The sequence below is a fragment of the Amycolatopsis sp. NPDC104863 genome (assembly GCF_055582965.1).
Map to the genome: position 1 here is coordinate 314153 of NZ_JBVJOW010000002.1, position 17725 is coordinate 331877.

Annotated in this window: 16 protein-coding genes and 1 pseudogene; 5 read left to right on the forward strand and 12 right to left on the reverse strand. The window is 71.1% G+C overall.

The annotated features are described in order from the left end of the window. Positions 1 to 32: 32 nt before the first annotated feature. The 5 genes from ACZ63J_RS10810 to ACZ63J_RS10830 all read right to left on the reverse strand — a co-directional run bounded on the left by ACZ63J_RS10810 (position 33) and on the right by ACZ63J_RS10830 (position 4428). Positions 33 to 836 (reverse strand): VOC family protein, encoded by an 804-nt coding sequence (locus tag ACZ63J_RS10810; RefSeq protein WP_465404139.1) that lies wholly within the window; start codon positions 834 to 836, stop codon positions 33 to 35. A gap of 79 nt (positions 837 to 915) precedes the next feature. Continuing rightward, a complete protein-coding gene (locus ACZ63J_RS10815) occupies positions 916 to 1572 on the reverse strand; it encodes a class F sortase (protein ID WP_465404141.1) in 657 nt (218 codons plus the stop codon). A gap of 121 nt (positions 1573 to 1693) precedes the next feature. After that, complete coding sequence (locus tag ACZ63J_RS10820) at positions 1694 to 2275, reverse strand: hypothetical protein (protein ID WP_465404143.1); 582 nt, start codon at positions 2273 to 2275, stop codon at positions 1694 to 1696. A gap of 223 nt (positions 2276 to 2498) precedes the next feature. Continuing rightward, positions 2499 to 2951 (reverse strand): hypothetical protein, encoded by a 453-nt coding sequence (locus tag ACZ63J_RS10825; protein ID WP_465404144.1) that lies wholly within the window; start codon positions 2949 to 2951, stop codon positions 2499 to 2501. Between the two features lie 73 nt (positions 2952 to 3024). Beyond that, positions 3025 to 4428, reverse strand: coding sequence for an NAD(P)H-quinone dehydrogenase (locus ACZ63J_RS10830; RefSeq protein WP_465335780.1), 1404 nt, complete (start codon positions 4426 to 4428; stop codon positions 3025 to 3027). Positions 4429 to 4555: 127 nt separating this feature from the next. On the opposite strand from ACZ63J_RS10830, the gene ACZ63J_RS10835 reads away from it, so the two are divergent. After that, the gene (locus tag ACZ63J_RS10835) at positions 4556 to 5008 is read left to right on the forward strand and encodes a gamma-glutamylcyclotransferase family protein (RefSeq protein WP_465309071.1); all 453 of its coding nucleotides are present in this window, start codon (positions 4556 to 4558) and stop codon (positions 5006 to 5008) included. A 59-nt stretch (positions 5009 to 5067) separates the two neighbouring features. On the opposite strand, the gene ACZ63J_RS10840 is transcribed toward ACZ63J_RS10835, so the two are convergent. From ACZ63J_RS10840 to ACZ63J_RS10865, 6 genes are all read right to left on the reverse strand, one after another. After that, entirely contained in the window at positions 5068 to 5967 is a 900-nt protein-coding gene (locus ACZ63J_RS10840) for a DUF559 domain-containing protein (RefSeq protein WP_465404146.1), read from the reverse strand. A gap of 141 nt (positions 5968 to 6108) precedes the next feature. Continuing rightward, positions 6109 to 7398, reverse strand: coding sequence for an amidohydrolase (locus tag ACZ63J_RS10845; protein WP_465404148.1), 1290 nt, complete (start codon positions 7396 to 7398; stop codon positions 6109 to 6111). 196 nt (positions 7399 to 7594) lie between these two features. Then, positions 7595 to 7894 (reverse strand): hypothetical protein, encoded by a 300-nt coding sequence (locus ACZ63J_RS10850; protein WP_465309067.1) that lies wholly within the window; start codon positions 7892 to 7894, stop codon positions 7595 to 7597. Positions 7895 to 7943: 49 nt separating this feature from the next. Further along, positions 7944 to 8939: a methylmalonyl Co-A mutase-associated GTPase MeaB gene (meaB, locus tag ACZ63J_RS10855; RefSeq protein WP_465404150.1), complete on the reverse strand. Its 996-nt coding sequence runs from the start codon at positions 8937 to 8939 to the stop codon at positions 7944 to 7946. 3 nt (positions 8940 to 8942) lie between these two features. Beyond that, positions 8943 to 11111 carry a methylmalonyl-CoA mutase gene (gene scpA, locus ACZ63J_RS10860; RefSeq protein WP_465404152.1) on the reverse strand — a complete coding sequence of 723 codons (2169 nt, stop codon included), beginning with the start codon at positions 11109 to 11111 and terminating at the stop codon, positions 8943 to 8945. After that, positions 11108 to 12943: a methylmalonyl-CoA mutase family protein gene (locus ACZ63J_RS10865; RefSeq protein ID WP_465404154.1), complete on the reverse strand. Its 1836-nt coding sequence runs from the start codon at positions 12941 to 12943 to the stop codon at positions 11108 to 11110. The genes scpA and ACZ63J_RS10865 overlap by 4 nt, the downstream gene beginning before the upstream one ends. 112 nt (positions 12944 to 13055) lie before the next feature. On the opposite strand from ACZ63J_RS10865, the gene ACZ63J_RS10870 reads away from it, so the two are divergent. After that, complete coding sequence (locus tag ACZ63J_RS10870) at positions 13056 to 14822, forward strand: serine/threonine-protein kinase (protein ID WP_465404156.1); 1767 nt, start codon at positions 13056 to 13058, stop codon at positions 14820 to 14822. On the opposite strand, the gene ACZ63J_RS10875 is transcribed toward ACZ63J_RS10870, so the two are convergent. After that, entirely contained in the window at positions 14819 to 15454 is a 636-nt protein-coding gene (locus tag ACZ63J_RS10875; RefSeq protein ID WP_465404158.1) for a MerR family transcriptional regulator, read from the reverse strand. The two genes, ACZ63J_RS10870 and ACZ63J_RS10875, sit on opposite strands and share 4 nt — an antisense overlap. 112 nt (positions 15455 to 15566) lie before the next feature. On the opposite strand from ACZ63J_RS10875, the gene ACZ63J_RS10880 reads away from it, so the two are divergent. The 3 genes and pseudogenes from ACZ63J_RS10880 to ACZ63J_RS10890 all read left to right on the forward strand — a co-directional run bounded on the left by ACZ63J_RS10880 (position 15567) and on the right by ACZ63J_RS10890 (position 17700). Then, the gene (locus ACZ63J_RS10880) at positions 15567 to 16508 is read left to right on the forward strand and encodes a hypothetical protein (protein ID WP_465404160.1); all 942 of its coding nucleotides are present in this window, start codon (positions 15567 to 15569) and stop codon (positions 16506 to 16508) included. After that, a pseudogene (locus tag ACZ63J_RS10885) lies at positions 16505 to 16924 on the forward strand (ABA4-like family protein). Before ACZ63J_RS10880 ends, ACZ63J_RS10885 begins: the two are co-directional and overlap by 4 nt. Next, the gene (locus ACZ63J_RS10890) at positions 16921 to 17700 is read left to right on the forward strand and encodes a purine-nucleoside phosphorylase (protein ID WP_465309051.1); all 780 of its coding nucleotides are present in this window, start codon (positions 16921 to 16923) and stop codon (positions 17698 to 17700) included. The pseudogene ACZ63J_RS10885 and the gene ACZ63J_RS10890 overlap by 4 nt, the downstream one beginning before the upstream one ends. Positions 17701 to 17725: the final 25 nt, after the last annotated feature.

Here is a 17725-nt window from a genome sequence, read left to right on the forward strand (position 1 = left end):
GCCCTCGGCCCGCCCCTCAGTCGTCCCAGCCCTCAGTCGTCCCAGCCCTCCGGCTTGCCGGACTGCTCGTTGGGGGCGATGACCAGGAACGGCACACCCTGGTCGTCGACCAGCCGCACCTGCCTGCCGTGCGGCGAGTCGAACGGCTCGCCCAGGACCTGGCCGCCGAGCTCGACCGCCTTGGCCGCGCTCGCGTCGGCGTCCGCGACCCAGAAGTAAACCGACCAGTTCGACGGGACCTCCGGCGGCACTTCGGCCGGCATTCCGCCGATCCCGCCGACCGAGCGGCCCTCGACCAGCAGCACCGAATACGTGAAGCCGGCACCGGAGACGTCTTCGAACCCGAAGCCGAAGACCTTCTCGTAGAACGCCTTGGCCGCCGGGTAGTCGCGGCTCATGCACTCGTTCCACGCCGGTGTGCCCGGTGCCGCCGTCACCTGTGTGCCCACGTGGTTGCCGGGCTCCCAGAGGCCGAACGCCGCGCCGCCCGGGTCGACCGCGACGGCCATCCGCCCTTCCTTCAGCACGTCCATCACCGGCACGACGACCTGACCGCCGGCTTCGGTGACCGCCGACGTCGCCTTGTCCACATCGGACACCGCCAGGTAGGTCGTCCACACCGCGGGCATCTCCTGGCCCGGCGGTGTCTGGCCGATCCCGGCGACGGGCCGCCCCTGCAGCGTCGCCATGCCGTAGAAGCCGGTCTCCTCACCGCCCGCCTGCACGCTCCAGCCGAGCAGACCGCTGTAAAAAGCGATCGCTTTCGCCTGGTCGGGCACCATCAGGTCCACCCAGCTGGGTGTCCCGTCGGGCCAGGGCTCGTCGCGGAACAACATGTCGGCTCCCTACGTCGTCGGCGCCGCCTCGGGTGACGGCTGACACAGTGAAGCACCGGGGTACGACAAAACCCGGAAATCAGCCCTGGACCAGGCGGGCGTACACAACGATGTTGTCGACGTAGTTGTGCGCGCTCCGGTCGAAGACACCGCCGCAGGTGATCAGCCGGAGCTCGGGGCCGGGTGTGTCGTCGTAGACGCCTTCGCCCTCGAAGTCCTGCTTGGGCACTTGGTGCACCTTCGTCACCTCGAACGACGCCGTGGTGCCGTCCTTGCGGGCGACCGCGACCCGGTCGCCGGGCGCCAGCTCCTTCAGCCGGTAGAAGATGCCCTTCTGGTGGTTGCCGTCGACGTGCCCGAGCACGACGGCCGGGCCGACCTCGCCCGGCGTCGGCGCGTAGGTGTACCAGCCGGCCTGCAGCGGCGTGGTCACCGGCGGCACCTGGACGGTGTTGTCCGCGTTCAGCCCGAGCGGGACCAGCGACGAGTGCGCGCCGATCTTCGGGATGTCGATCGAAACCGGCTCCGACTTCGGCATCGACGCGACGGCGTCGGCCCCCTCGCCCCCCTCGGCCCGCGGTTCCGGGCTGACCGCGACCGGCTGGGCCGGCGGCGGCTGCGCGGTGGACGGCTCGGACCCGCCGCCCAGTGTCAGCACCAGGACCGCCAGGACGGCCAGCAGTGCGACGACGAGCGCGATCAGGTAGCCCCGTCTGTTCGTGATCCTCGTGGTCATGGTCTCCCCCGTGACTGGCGCCTGCAGTTCACACGTCCGGGTGGCCCGTTCGGTTGGGTCCCGACGGTACCGCCGCGGGCGGGCCACTCCGGAGCCCCCGCTCCGGAGTGGCCCTGGAAGATCAGCGGCGCCGAGCCCGTCGGGCCAGCACGAGGCCGCTGCCTCCGATCGCGAGCACCCCCATGGCGGCCGCGGCCGCGAGGGGTGCGCCGGAACCGTCGTCCGGCCCGTCCGTGCCACCGGTCTGCGGGGCGCCCGCGGGCACCTTCGCGACCTGCTTGCCAGGCTGCTTGCCGGGCTGCTTCGCGGCCGGCTGCACCACGAACCACAGCTCCTGCGTCTCCGGGCCGCAGTGCAGCGCCACGATGTACTTGCCGGGCTTGACGTTCTTGACGGTCGCGTCACCCCAGTTGCCCGGCTTGGCGAAGCTCAACGCCGCCGACCGCACGCTCACGGTCTCGTCCGGGCCGCGGGTCTGGCAGTGGAAGTCGACGGCCACCTTCGTGCCCGGCTTCGCGGCCGACGGCGAGAACGTCAGCGCCTTCGTGACCCGGGTCTGCGGGCCGTTTTCGTCCGGCGGCGCGGGAGTGGTGGGCTTGGCCGAGGTGGACGGCGCGGTGTCCGACGTCGCCGCGAGCGCGGCGGTGGGCGCGAGCACCAGGAACGCCGCGGCGACCCCCGCGACGACAGCAGTGTTCTTCATTCTTTTCTCCCCTGTGGATTCGCTTCGGAAATTACGGGAAACGGACGCCGTTCGCAGTTCCCCCTGCATCGGCCTGCTCCGCTCACCTACACAGCCAAAGACGTCTCCACCTGCGATCGGTTGCGCCCGAAGGTCACGAAAACATCGCGAAATCAACGGCGGGGAACTCAAGAAAAAACCACCCCGGAGCGTGGTTCCGAGGTGGTCTTTTCGAGCCGGTGAATCAGCCGGCCATACTGCCGTCGCCCGCTTTCGCCGCGCCGGAGGGCACCTTCGCGACCTGAGCCGCGGGCACCGAGAACTGCGTGCGGTAGGTGTTGCTGCCGCAGGTCACGGTCAGCGGGTACGTCCCGGCCGCGGTGCCCGGCTTGAGCGTCGCGTCGGCGCTGATGTTCGCGTCCGTGCCCATGAACGGGCCGGGGAAGTAGTTGGCGAAGGTCAGCACCGGCGACGAGAACGCCGGCGAAGCGCCTTGGCACTTCGCCAAAGCGACGTTCGGCGCATCCCGGACGTACTTGTTCACGAGCGTCTGGTTGATCGCGGTGTTGACGTTGAGCTGCACGCTGCCCTCGGGAGCGGCCGGTGCGGGACTGCTGGTCTGCTGCGCTGTTGCCGGCGCCGCCAGCGCCGTCGCCCCGATCACCGCTGCCGCAACAAAAACCACCGTCTTGCGCACCTTCGCACCCTTCGCGTCCTTCAGCCTTACAACCGACAAGACGCGACGGGTGCGAAGGGGTTGCGTGACTTTCTCAGTCGAGATCGTCGTGGCGCATGAGCTGGCGCCCGGCCTCGGTGATCGAGCCCGAGAGCGACGGGTACACCGAAAATGTCAGTGCCAGGTGGTCCACTGTGAGCTGGTTCTGGACGGCGAGCGCGATGGGAAGGATGAGCTCGCTCGCCTGCGGCGCCACGACGACCCCACCGACGACCACGCCGGTGGCGGGGCGGCAGAACAGCTTCACGAAGCCTCGGCGGAGGCCCTCCATCTTCGCGCGCGCGTTGGTGGCCAGGGGCAGCATGATGGTGCGCGCGGGCACCTCGCCGGAGTCGATCGCCTGCTGGCTGATGCCGACGGTCGCGATCTCCGGGTGGGTGAACACGTTGGCGGCGACGGTCTTGAGCTTGATCGGCGCGACGCCTTCGCCCAGCGCGTGCCACATAGCGATGCGGCCCTGCATGCTCGCCACCGAGGCCAGCATGAGCACGCCGGTGCAGTCGCCGGCGGCGTAGATCCCGGGAACGGAGGTGCGTGAAACGCGGTCGACGGTGATGAAGCCGCCGGGGCCGGGTGCGATGCCGACCTTGTCGAGGCCGATGTCCTGGGTGTTGGGGACCGAGCCGACGGTCATCAGCGCGTGGCTGGCTTCGATCACGCGGCCGTCGGCGAGGAAGATCTCGACGCCCTTCTCGGTGCGCTCGACGCGGTCGGCGCGCGCCTGCTTCGCGACGGTCGTGCCGCGCTGCGAGAAGACCTCTTCGAGCACCGCGGCGGCGTCGGCGTCCTCGTGCGGGAGGACGCGGTCGCGGCTGGAGACGACGGTGACCTTGACGCCCATTTCGGTGTAGGCGGACGCGAACTCGGCGCCGGTGACACCCGAGCCGATCACGGCGAGGTGCTCGGGCAGCTCCTGGAGCTCGTAGAGCTGACGCCAGTCGAGGATGCGCTCGCCGTCCGGCACCGCGCCGGGCAGCACGCGCGGGGTGGCGCCGGTGGCGATCAGGACGACGTCGGCCGGGAGCTTCTCGGTCTCGCCGTCCGGCTTGACGACGGCGACCTTGTGCGTCGCGAGGCCGGGCTCTTCGTCGCAGAAGCGGGCTTCGCCGATGAGGACGCGCACGCCTTCGCGCTGGACGCGGGCGCGGATGTCGGCGGACTGCGCGAGCGCGAGGCCCTTGACCCGGCCGTGGACGGTCGGGAGGTCGATGCTCGTGTCGGCCAGGTCGGTGTTGATGCCGAGCTCGCCCAGGTCGTGCATCTTCGCGAGGGCGCCGGAGGACGCGATGAACGTCTTCGACGGAACGCAGTCGTAGAGGACGCAGGCGCCGCCCAGGCCGTCTCGCTCGACGATCGTGACGTCGGCCCCGTGCTGGGCTGCGACCAGCGCGGCTTCGTAGCCGGCCGGGCCCCCGCCCATGATCACGATCCTGGTCACCTGGGTCCTCCTCTGGGCTGTTCGTGCGGTGGTCTCACCGTACGCGGCGAAGGTGACCGGACACTGAAGTGGGCGAACACGCCGAGTACGTCCACTCGGGTGAGGTGGGGGTCGCTACGCTGTCGGCGTGCCGTTGTATGCCGCTTACGGATCGAACATGGAGCCCGCCCAGATGCTGGAGCGCGCGCCGCACTCTCCGATGGCCGGCTCCGGCTGGCTGGAGGGGTGGCGCCTGACCTTCGGCGGCGAGGACCTCGGCTGGGAAGGTGCCCTGGCCACGATCGTCGAAGACCCGGGATCCCGGGTCTTCGTCGTTCTCTACGACGTCACGTCCCTGGACGAGACGGGCCTCGACCGCTGGGAAGGCGGCGAGCTGGGCATCCACTCGAAGATCCGCCTGCGCGTCCAGACCATGGACGGCTCGGTGCTGGCCTGGCTGTACGTCCTGGACGCCTACGAAGGCGGCCTCCCTTCCGCGCGTTACCTGGGCGTCCTGGCCGATGCCGCCGAGGCTGCCGGTGCTCCCGCCGACTACGTCGACGACCTCCGCACCCGCCCCTGCTCAGGCATCACCGGCTAACCGTGTCGACCCTCCAGTCACGCGTGTCGACCCTTCAATCACGCGTGTCGACCCTCTGATCACGCAACACGGCCGGATCGTTGGGAGAAGGCGTCCCGCAGTTCGGTCAGCAGGCGAGCTGGGTCACGCAGGTCGGCCGCCGCGGCCCGGACGGTGATCCATCCGCGGCCCGCCATCCGCTCGTCGCGCGTGAGGTCGTAATCCCGCCGCTCCTCGTGAGCCGCGAACCCGTCGTACTCGAGAGCGATCTGCCTGCTCGGCCACGCCATGTCGAGCACGTACAGCTTGCGGCCGTCGACGGTGGTGATCTCGTACTGCGGCTCGGGCACCGGGAATCCGGCTTCGACCACGATCAGGCGGAGCACACTCTCCGGAGGTGATTCCGCCTTGCCGGTGGCGAGGTCCAGCAGCATCAGCGCCCTGTGGATACCTCGACGGTCCTGGCGGTCGGTAAGCCGGTCGCGTACGTGCTCCCTCAGCTTCCCGAGGTGGTCCGGCGGAAGCCCGCGCATGGCTTCGTCGAGCGCCGCGAAGGCCACTCGCTTGTCTCCGTCGCAGAGGAAATCGGCCAAGGCGCGATCGAGCGAGAACGTCGCCAGCCCCTCGATCTCGATCACGTCCTCGTCCCGGAAGCCGCCTTGGTGCACGACCAGGCCCTTGCGCGATCGGATGCGCCGCGAGTAGGGCACCATCACGTGGATGCCGCGGTCCTCGGCGGCCGAAATGCCATGCAGCGCAAGAGAAGTAACTCCGGCAAGCGCCGCCGGCGGGCCGACGGCGACCAACGCGGCAGCGGCTCTCGTCGACAGCTTCAGCGTGTCCGCGGCGTGCACCACCACGCCTCGCCACGGCTGAGAAAGCACACCGCGCTCAAGCCCTTCGAGGACCTTGCGTCGCCCAAGAATCCGGTCGGCCTCGCCGCGCAAGAGCACGCCGTGCCGCCTTGCCCATTCGGTCACAAACTCGAGGATGAGGCTCTCCGGCGCGTGCGCGGAAGAGCCTCATCCTCAGCCTGTGGATAACTGTCTACCTGTGGATAACCCTGTGCACAGCTGGCCGTGCGGGAAGGGTCAACTCGCGTGATTAGAGGGTCGACACGGTTAGGCGAGGGTGGTTAGGGCGGTGTGGACGAGGGTTCGGACTCCGCAGAGGAGGGCACGCTCGTCGAGGATGAAGGTGGGGCGGTGGATGTCGGACTGGGGGGCCGGGGGCCCGGGCCAGACGCCCAGGCGGGCGAAGGCTCCCTGGACGTGCTCCAGGTACCAGCCGAAGTCCTCGCCGCCGGATGACTGCTCGGTGCCGGCCAGGGCGTCCTCGCCCAGGGCGGCCTCGGCGCCGGCGCGCATCAGGGCCGTCGACTCCTCGTCGGACACCACCGGGGGGACTCCGCGGCGGTAGTCCAGGTGGAAGCCGACGCCCGTCGGGGCCAGCAGGGACTCCACCGACGAGGCCACCAGGGGCTCCAGCGCCGTCCAGACCTCGTGGTCCGCCGTGCGGAGTGTGCCGCGCAGGACGCCGTCCTGCGGGACGGCGTTGGCCGCCTGGCCCGCGTGGACCGCTCCCCACACCAGCACCGTGCCCGACCGCGGGTCGACGCGGCGGGAGAGCACCGCGGGCAGCGACGTGATGACCGTGCCCAGCGCGTGGACCAGGTCCGCCGTCAGGTGCGGGCGGGACGTGTGGCCGCCGGGCGAGGTGAGGCGCAGCTCGATCAGGTCCGCGGCCGACGTCAGCGCGCCGACGCGCATGCCGAGCTTGCCGACCTCGAGACGCGGGTCGCAGTGCAGGCCGTAGATCCGCTCGACGCCTTCGAGCGCGCCCGCCGCGATCATGTCCAGCGCGCCGCCGGGCATGACCTCCTCGGCCGCCTGGAAGATCAGCCGGACGCGGCCGGGCAGCTCCGGCGCGCCGGCCAGCGCGCGGGCCGCGCCGAGCAGGATCGCCGTGTGGGCGTCGTGGCCGCACATGTGCGCCGCGCCCTCGACGGTCGACGCGTAGGGCAGGCCGGTGTCCTCGGTGAGGGGCAGCGCGTCCATGTCCGCGCGCAGCGCCACGCACCGCTCGCCGCTGCCGATGTCGCAGACGACGCCGGTGCCGCCGGGCAGCACCCACGGCTTGAGCCCGACCGTGCGCAGCAGCGTGACGATGAGCTCCGTGGTCGCGAACTCGTGCCGCGACAGCTCCGGGTGCGCGTGGATGTGCCGCCGCCAGGCGAGCACGTCGGTCGCGTTGGCGCGGAGCCAGTCGTCGAGCCAGAACGGGCCGCGGCCCGCACCAAGGTCCTCCACGGGAGCCATGCTGACGCCGGCTTCGGAAATGAGCGCCTCCGGCCCCTCGAAAGAGGCATGAGGGTCACCTGGAACGTCCGGTCGTGAGTCGAGCACCGTCACGCCGCACCTCCTCCCGCAACACGGGCAACCCGGGCAGCGGCTGGGGTCACGCGACGTGCCGATCGATCTGTCGTACGCATTTGCAGATGATCGTGCACCATGCAGGCGGCAAGCCGCGCCTCGAAAACCGCCGTCCTAGATGGCCGGTACCGGATCTGCGTTGAACGGTGTGCAGGAGTTCGGCAACGCCGAAACCTCAGGACTTCTTGGCCTTCTTCGAACGGATCCGCCGTCCCCAGACGACGATGCCGAGGAGAACCACCGCGACCAGGCCCGCGATCAGCTTGTTCTTGGTCTTCTCGCTGTTCGCCTTGTCGGTCTGGGTCGGGTCGAGCACCGGCCCGGGCGGCTGCGTCTGCGCGGGTACGAGCGCCGCGGCCTGCGCCGCCGACACCGACACGGTCGCCACGCGCACCGGCGACGCGACGGCCGGCGACGCGGCGAACAGCACCGCGCCCAGCACGCCGACCAGGACCAGAACCCGCAGTTTCGCCATGACGTCCCTTCGCCTCGACCAGGCATTCTGCCCGCGGAACGCCACCGCGTCAGCCACCTTGCGGTGGATTGAACGCGTCGAGGATCCGCTGAGCACCGAGGGTAGCCGTCAGCTCACCGTCTCGCACCGCCCGCTCGACGTCGGGAACGACCGTTCGCACGTCCGGATGTGCCGCCAGGCGACTCAGCAGCTGTTCGCGGACCATCGCCCACGTCCAGTCGACCTGCTGCTGACGGCGACGGGACTCGAGCTCGCCGGACGCGCTGAGCGTGTCGCGGTGCTGCTCGATCGCGCCCCAGACCTCGTCGAGGCGCAGGTTGTGCAGGCCGCTGCAGGTCAGCACCGGCGGGGTCCACGACGCCTCGGGCCCGTAGATCATCCGCAGCGCGCCCGAAAGCTCCCGCGCCGCGCGGCGGGCGTCCCGTTCGTGGTCGCCGTCGGCCTTGTTGACGGCGATGACGTCGGCGAGCTCCAGCACGCCCTTCTTGATGCCCTGGAGCTGGTCGCCGGTGCGGGCGAGCGTCAGGAACAGGAAGCAGTCGACCATGTTCGCGACGGTCACTTCGGACTGTCCCACCCCGACAGTCTCGACGAGCACGGTGTCGTAACCCGCCGCTTCCATCAGCACGATCGTCTCGCGGGTCGCCCGCGCGACGCCGCCGAGCGTCCCGGACGTCGGCGACGGCCGGATGAACGCCCGTTCGTCGACCGCCAGGCGCGCCATCCGGGTCTTGTCGCCGAGGATCGACCCGCCGGTGCGCGTCGACGACGGGTCGACCGCCAGCACGGCGACGCGGTGCCCGGCCGCCGTCAGATCGGTGCCCAGCTGGTCGATGAATGTCGACTTGCCGACACCGGGGACGCCCGTGATGCCGATGCGTCGCGCGCCACTGGACGACGGCAGCAGCTCGACCAAGAGCTCCTGCGCCTGCGCCCGGTGGTCCTCACGCTGCGACTCGACCAGCGTGATCGCCTTCGACAGCGTGCCGCGGTCACCCGCCAGCACACCCTTGGCGTAGGCGGTGACGTCGATCTTGCGCGGCAACGGTCAGGACTCCTGCGCGGTCAGCTGGCCGAGCAGGTCGATGGCGGCGTCCGCGAGCACCGTGCCGGGCCCGAAGATCGCCGCCGCGCCGGCTTCGCGCAGCGCCGGGTAGTCCTGCGGCGGGATGACCCCGCCGACCACGACCATGATGTCCTCGCGGCCCAGCTCGGCGAGCTCGTGCCGCAGCGCGGGCACCAGCGAAAGGTGCCCGGCGGCCAGCGACGAGACGCCGACGACGTGCACGTCCGCCTCGATCGCCTGCCGCGCGACCTCGGCCGGGGTGGAGAACAGCGGGCCGACGTCGACGTCGAAGCCGATGTCGGCGAAGCCGGTGGCGATCACCTTCTGGCCGCGGTCGTGACCGTCCTGGCCCATCTTCGCGACGAGGATGCGGGGCCGGCGCCCTTCCTCCGCGGCGAACTCTTCGACGAGCTGACGCGCCTTCTCGACGTTCTGCGACTTACCCACCTCTTCGCGGTAGACGCCCGAAATCGTCCGGATCTGCCCGGAGTGGCGGCCCCAGAGCTTCTCGAGCGCGTCGGAAATCTCCCCGACGGTCGCCTTCGCGCGGGCCGCACCGATGGCCAGCTCCAGCAGGTTGCCGCCGTTCCCGGCGCCCTCGGTGAGCCGCCGCAACGCGTCTTCGGTGGCAGCGGAGTCACGCTCGTCGCGCAGCCGCCGCAGCTTCTCCAGCTGCTGCGTCCGGACGCCCGCGTTGTCCACCTTCAGGACTTCGATGTCCTCGTCCCCGGTGACCTGGTACTTGTTGACGCCGATGACCGGCTGCCGGCCGGAGTCGATCCGCGCCTGGGTGCGGGCCGCGGCCTCCTCGATGCGCAGCTTGGGGATGCCCGCGTCGATCGCCTTGGCCATGCCGCCGGCCTGCTCGACCTCGCTGATGTGCCCCCACGCCTTGCGCGCGAGGTCATAAGTCAGCTTCTCGACAAAAGCGGACCCGCCCCACGGGTCGATCACGCGCGTGGTGCCGGACTCCTGCTGCAGCAGCAGCTGGGTGTTGCGCGCGATCCGCGCGGAGAAGTCCGTCGGGAGCGCCAGCGCCTCGTCCAACGCGTTGGTGTGCAACGACTGCGTGTGCCCCTGGGTCGCCGCCATCGCCTCGACGCAGGTCCGCACGACGTTGTTGTAGACGTCCTGAGCGGTCAGCGACCAGCCGGACGTCTGGGAGTGCGTACGCAGCGACAGCGACTTCTGCGACTGGGGGTCGAAGCCCTTGACCAGCTTCGCCCAGAGGAGACGCGCCGCGCGCAGCTTCGCGACCTCCATGAAGAAGTTCATCCCGATCGCCCAGAAGAACGACAGCCGCGGCGCGAACTTGTCGACGCTCAGCCCGGCGTCGACACCCGAGCGGATGTACTCGACGCCGTCGGCCAGCGTGTAGGCCAGCTCGAGGTCGGCGGTCGCCCCGGCTTCCTGCATGTGGTAGCCGGAGATGGAGATCGAGTTGTACTTCGGCATGTGCTGCGAAGTGAAGGAGAAGATGTCGGAGATGACCCGCATCGACGGCTGCGGCGGGTAGATGTAGGTGTTGCGGACCATGAACTCCTTGAGGATGTCGTTCTGGATGGTCCCCGCGAGCTGCTCCGGCTTCACCCCCTGCTCCTCGGCCGCGACGACGTACAGCGCGAGCACCGGCAGCACCGCGCCGTTCATCGTCATGGACACCGACATCTTGTCGAGGGGAATCCCGTCGAAGAGCTGGCGCATGTCGTAGATGGAGTCGATGGCGACGCCCGCCATGCCGACGTCACCCGAGACGCGCGGGTGGTCGGAGTCGTACCCGCGGTGCGTGGCCAGGTCGAAGGCGACCGAAAGCCCTTTCTGACCGGCCGCGAGGTTGCGCCGGTAGAAGGCGTTGGACTCCTCGGCCGTCGAGAACCCGGCGTACTGGCGGATGGTCCACGGCTGGTTGACGTACATCGTCGGGTACGGGCCGCGCAGGAACGGCGCGATGCCCGGGTACGTGCCCAGGAAGTCCACATCGGACAGATCGGCCGCGGTGTAGACCGGCTTGACGCCGATACCCTCGGGTGTCTCCCAGGCCAGCGCGTCCGGGCCTTTGCCGGTGGCTTCGTGCACCGCGCGGGCCCACGCGTCGCGGTCGCCCGGCGACGGGGTGCCGAGGCCGACGTCGGCGAAGTTCGGGATGGTCATCGCACAACTCCCAGCTTGGCGTGGAGGCCGTTGAGGACGTCTAGGGCGTCACAACCGGCGAAGACGTTGGCGTCGACACCGTCGTAGGAGCCCTTGCCCGCCAGTAGCAAGTATTCGGCGCCCAGCGACGCGGCGACTTCGGCCGCCTGCTCGGCGTAGGCGTCGTCGGTGCCGCAGATGCAGGCGACTCGGGTGCCGCTCTCGCGGAACGCGCCCGGCAGGTCGTCGGTCGCGCCCGGGTTCACCGCCTCGATGCCGCCCGCCTGGAACAGGTTCGCGGCGAACCCGGCCCGCGTGGTGTGCGCGGCGACCGGGCCCAAAGTCGCGAGGAAGACCTTCGGCCGGGCACCGGTCGAAGCGAGGTGCGCGTCGGAGGCGTCCCGCAGCGCTTCGAAGCCTTCGGCGTACCGGTGCCGTGGCAGCCCACCTTCCACAGTGGACTCCACGGGCTCGCGGACCACCGGCTTCTCGGTGAGGTTCGGGAACTCGCTGACGCCGGTGAGCGGGTCACGCCGGGTGGCGATCCGCGCCGAGCGCTTCTCCCACGTCGAGGCCAGCCGCCCGGCCAGCGCGCCGGACGCCAGCTCCGCGACCAGGCCGCCCGCGGCCTCGATCGCCGTGAACTCGGTCCAGGCGGCGTGCGCGAGGTCGTCGGTGAGCTTTTCGACGTACCAGGAGCCGCCCGCCGGGTCGACCACGCCGGCCAGCTTGGACTCCTCCAGCAGCACCGCGTGCGTGTTGCGCGCGATCCGCGCGGAGAAGGCGTCCGGACGGCCGATCGCCGCATCGAACGGCAGCACCGTGACGGCATCCGCTCCGCCGACACCGGCGCCGAAGCAGGCGACGGTGGTGCGCAGCATGTTCACCCACGGGTCGCGGCGGGTGAACATCGACGGCGACGTCACGGCGTGCTGGCGCATCGGCGAGGAGAAGCCGCACACCTCGGCGACGCGGGCCCAGAGCCGGCGTGCGGCACGCAGCTTGGCGATCGTGGAGAACTGGTCGGCGGTCGCGGCGAGCCGGAACTCGAGCTGCCCGGCCGCGGTTTCGGCGTCGAGGCCCGCTTCGGTCAGGGCCCGCAGGTAGGTGACGCCGGCGGCGACGAGCGCGCCCAGCTCCTGGGCGTCCGACCCGCCGGCTTCGTGGAACGGGAGGCCGTCGGCGACGATCGTGCGCACCTTCGGGTACTTCCCGGCGACACGCGCGGCCAGCGCGGCGGCCGGTCCGAGGTCGGCGGCCGAACCGGACCGCGCCGCGAGCCCGACCGGGTCGGCGCCGAGCACGGCCACGGCTTCGCTCGGCGGGATCTCCCGTTCGGCGAACAGCTCGAACAGCGCTTCCGACGCGGCTTCGTACGACGCGCCGGCGTCCAGCACGACCGGCGCCAGGTCGAGGTAGACCTCGTTCAGCGCGTCGGCCAGCGACCCGGGCGCCACGGTCAGCCAGATCGACGTCACGCCGCCTTCGAGGTCGGCGAGAATCGCCCGGTTGACCGCGCGGGCGTCTTCACCGGCGAAGCGGGCGCGGACGTCCCAGCCCGTGCTGATCTGGCCTTCCGCGCGGGCGCCGCGCACGAACGGCGACAGCCCCGGGAACCCGCTGTCCCCCGGCGCGTCTTCGGCCGTGTACAGCGGCTGGATCTCGATGCCGTCGTAGGTCTTCGTGACGAGCTTGCTCTCCGGGGCGCCCTCGAAGTCCTCGGGCAACCTGCCGCTCTTGCGCAGCACCCCGGCCACGAGCTCCTGCCACTGCCCGCGCGTCGCCTGGGGGAATTCACCCGCCAGGTCGAGCTCGGAGATCGGCGCTGACTCCGGACCGGCCACTTCAGTCATAAGCAGTGATGGTAGAGGCACGCGCCGCGTCCGACCTGTGAGTCTGGTCGCGCCTAGGGGTTCACCCAGTGCAGGTTAGGGGCCACTCGGCCGCGTACGCCACAATTGGCGGGTGCCCTCCTCGAGCGAAGAGAAACGACTGGTCGCCGGTCGGTACCGGCTGCGTTCGGTGCTCGGCTCCGGGTCGATGGGCACCGTCTGGTCGGCCTACGACGAGTTCCTCCACCGGCAGGTCGCCGTCAAGGAGATGAAGGTGCCGCCGGGCATCCCGTCGTCGCAGGCGGACGAGCTGCGGGAACGCACCCTGCGCGAGGCGCGCGCGATCGCCGTGCTGTCTCACCCGAACGTGATCATCCTGCACGACGTCGCCCGCGAGAACGACCAGCCGTTCGTGGTGATGGAGCTGCTGCCCTCGCGCAGCCTGGCGCACATCCTGCGCGACCACGGGCCGCTGACGGTCGAGCAGGCCGCCGCGATGGGCATCGCCGTCGCGTCCGCGCTCGAGGCCGCGCACGCCGCCGGCATCACCCACCGCGACGTCAAGCCGGGCAACGTGCTCGTGGCCAGCGACGGCCGGATCAAGCTGACCGACTTCGGCATCGCCCGCAACGTCTCCGAAGCCACCATGACGCGCACCGGGATCATGCTCGGCTCGCCGGCCTACATCGCGCCGGAGGTCGCCTCCGGTGGCGCCGTCACGCCGGCCGCGGATCTCTGGGGCCTCGGCGCGACGCTCTTCGCCGCGGTCGAGGGCGCGCCGCCGTACGACGCCGACGGCGACCCGCTGGAGACCGTCGGCAAGGTGGTCAACGGGAAGGTCCCCAAGCCGAAGGCCGGCCCGCTCGCCGACGTCATCAGCGCGCTGATGCGCAAGGAGCCCGGCAAGCGGATCACGCTGCGCGAGGTCCGGCACCGGCTGTACCCGCTGCAGACGAAGACGCCGCTCGACCTCTTCGGGCCGGAGCTGTTCCACACCCCGGACGGCAAGAAGACGTCCGCGCAGCCGGACGCCAGCGACACCCAGGTGATCAAGACCGTCCTGCCGGAGAAGGCAGAGAAGAAGTCCGAGGAGTCGAGCAGCGAGCTCGCCACCGACCCCGGCCCGCTGCCGTTCCTGCGGCCGCCCACCCCGGCGCCCGCACCGGCCCCGGCACCCGCGCAGACGGCCGCGACGGTGTTCGTCCCGCCTCCGCCGCCGCGGCCCGGACGCCGTGGCGCCCGGGCCACCACGGTGCTCGTCGCCGTGGCGATCCTGCTCTTCCTCCTCGCCGCCGGCGGCGGGTTCGCGCTGGCCAGGACGGTCGGCGGGCAGTCGCTGCTGCCGCCGGACAGCGTGCCGCGCAGCACGTCGAACGGCCCCACCGACGTGCCGCCGCCGATCCTGGTGCACCAGACCGGCGACGCGAGCTACGTGACCGGCAACGGCGGCCAGTTCGAGCTCGACGTGCCGGACGGCTGGCAGAAGTTCGTCGCCCCGCACAACACGGCGCGGTTCGGGGTCAGCCTGGCCGTCCAGTACGTCTCGCCCGACGGGCGCCGCTCGCTGCGGCTGGAGCGGCTGGCGGACTACTTCCCCAAGTTCGACGACGACGAGTACCTCACCTGGCTGAAGCAGTCCTACCCCGGTGACGCCTTCGAGCTCTTCCCACCGGCGCCGCTGCCGGACGGCAAGGGCCTGACGCTGACCTACCGCCTGGCCGAGCGCGGCACGCTGCCCGAGAGCGACGGTGGCGGCGGCACCCGCGTGACGTTCATGAACCTCGTCCAGGCCGGCACCAGCCTCTGGCTCCTCTCGGTCACCGCGCCGTCCGAGCAGGAGGATGCGGCCCGCCGGGACGTCTTCGACCGCGTCGCGGCCACCCTGAAGGTCACCGACTAGCCGGGCGGGCGCCCGAGCACTTCGCGGGAGACCTGCGCCTGGGCGAGGTGGCGCAGGCCGCTGAAGATCCGGTCGCCGAGCACCGTCGCGACCAGCCCGGCCTCGATGATCCGGTCGTAGGAGGCCAGGCCCGTCACCACCTCGACGTCGAGCTCCGCGACGCGCAGGGCCAGCTGGACGTAGTCCTCGAGCCGTTCGGCCAGCTTCTCGTGCCCCAGCTCCTTCGCCGTGGCGAGCGCCGCGACGACGTTCGCGACCGTCGCGTCCTGGCGGTCGTAGGACTCCCAGCCGCTGCGCAGGGCGATCTCCTCGAGCCGCCCGGACGCCCAGTCGGCGGCCGCGCCGGAGACGTCCGGGGCCGGGCCGGCCAGCTCCTTCTGGACGACGCCCATCGTGTCGTGCGGGGTCTCGCGGGAGTCGATCGCCTCGAGCACGGCGCCGACCGAGGCCAGCGAAAGCCCGCCGACCTCGGTGAGCGCCTTGATCAGCCGCAGCCGCTGGACGTGCCCCGCGGAGTAGCGGGCCTGGTTGGGGCTGGTGCGCTCGCCCGGCGGGAGCAGGCCCTCGCGCAGGTAGAACTTGACGGTCGCGACCGGGACGCCCGACTCGGCGCTCAGTTCGGCCATCCGCATGCGTGTCCGCTCCGATCCCAGGGTCGCCTCCGGGGCTTCCCTGAAGACTTCTCAGGATGGATAGCTTAGCTTCCCATAACGGAGAGCTTGACTATCCATTCTGGGAGGAACCATGACCATCCTTGCCGACGTCCGGACCAGAACCCGCGGGTGGCACCGGCCGTCCGCCCTCGCCGCGGCCGCCTTCGGGGTGGTGGCCGTGCTGTGCGTCGCCGCGCTCCTGCTCGACCAGCGGACCCTCGGCGGCGCCCCGATCTGGGCCAAGCCGTTCAAGTTCGCCGTGTCCGGCGCGCTCTACTTCGCGAGCTGGAGCTGGCTCGTCTCGCTGCTGCCGCGCTTCCGGCGCACCGCGTACTGGCTGACGAACTTCCTCGTGCTGATCTTCGCCAGTGAGTACGTCCTGCTGGTGTTCCAGGCGGTGCGCGGCCGGGCCAGCCACTTCAACCACGCGACCCCGCTGGACTCCGCGATCTACGACACGATGGGCAAGATGATCGCCGCGCTGTGGGTCGCGACGCTCGCCCTGACCGTGCTGGTGATGTTCACGAAGATGGCGGACCGCGGCACCTTCTGGGCGGTTCGCGCCGGCACCGTGCTCTCGCTGATCGGCCTCGGCCTGGGCTTCCTCATGACGAGCCCGACCGCGCAGCAGCTCGCGCAGTGGCGGGCGGGCGGCCCCGAAGACGTCATCGGGGCGCACACGGTCGGGCTCGCCGACGGCGGTCCCGGCCTGCCGATCCTCGGCTGGAGCACGGTCGGCGGCGACCTGCGGATCCCGCACTTCGTCGGGATGCACGCGCTGCAGGCGCTGCCGCTGCTGGCCCTCGCCCTGCTCACGCTCGCGTCGCGGTTCCCGCGGCTGCGGGACGACGTCGTCCGCGCGCGACTGGTGCTCATCGGCGCGGCCGCCTACGCCGGGCTGCTCGCGCTCGTCACGTGGCAGGCGCTGCGGGCGCAGTCGATCGTGCACCCGGACGCCGTGACGCTGGAGGCGTTCGTCGCGCTGGTCGTGGCCGTCGGAGTGGGTTCGTGGGCGGCGGTGCGGTCGCGATGACGCTGTTCAGCCTGGCCTTCCCGCTGGCGACGCCGTTCTGGGCGCTGCTGATCCTGGCGCCCAAGTGGCGCTGGACGGCGCGGATCATGGCGTCGCCTTGGGTGCCGCTGCTGCCGCTCGTCTGCTACTTCGCGCTCGAGCTGCCGCACTTCGGCGAGTAGGGGCGGGCGATGCTCTCCCCCGACCTCGGGGTGCTGCAGGGGCTGCTCGCGACGCCGTGGGGCGCCGGGCTGGTCTGGGCGCACCTCATCGCGTTCGACCTGTTCGTCGCGCGGTGGATGTACTTCGAAGGGCGCTCGCTGGAACTCTCGCCGTGGGTCGTCAGCCCGATCCTGGTGCTGACGATCTTCCTCTCGCCGTTCGGGCTGGTCGCGTTCCTGGTGGCCCGGAGCGTCCGGATACGCTCGCGCGCATGACTGAACAAGAGGCCGCGGCCGCCATCGCCGAACGCACCGGCGTGGACGCGCACGACATCGCGGTGGTCCTGGGGTCGGGCTGGCGTCCGGCGGCGGACGTCATCGGGGAGTGCGAGACGGAGATCCCGTTCGCCGAGCTGCCCGGCTTCACCACGCCCGGCGCGGTGGGCCACGGCGGCACCATCCGCTCGCTGAAGATCGGGGACAAGAACGTCCTGGTCATGCTGGGGCGCACGCACTTCTACGAGGGCAAGGGCATCGACCCGGTGGTGCACAACGTGCGCACCGCCGCCGCGGCCGGCGTCCGGACGGTGCTGCTGACGAACGCGGCGGGCGGCCTGCGCGAGGGCTTCCGGGTGGGGCAGCCGGTGCTGATCGCCGACCACCTCAACCTGACGGCGCGCTCCCCGATCGTCGGCGCGAACTTCGTCGACCTGACCGACCTGTACTCGGCGCGGCTGCGGAAGATCGCCCGCGAGATCGACCCGTCGCTCGAGGAGGGTGTCTACGCGGGCCTGACCGGGCCGCACTTCGAGACGCCTGCCGAGATCCACATGCTGCGCACGCTGGGCGCGGACCTGGTCGGCATGTCGACGGTCCTGGAGGCCATCGCGGCCCGCGCGGCGGGTGTCGAGGTGTTCGGGCTGTCGCTGGTGACGAACCTGGCCGCGGGCATGACCGGTGAGCCGCTGAACCACGAAGAGGTCCTGCAGGCGGGCCGCGAAGCGGCGACTCGCATGGGCTCGCTGCTCCGCGACCTCGTCACCCGCGCCTGACCCCGGGCGCCCCCGATGCGGGGCG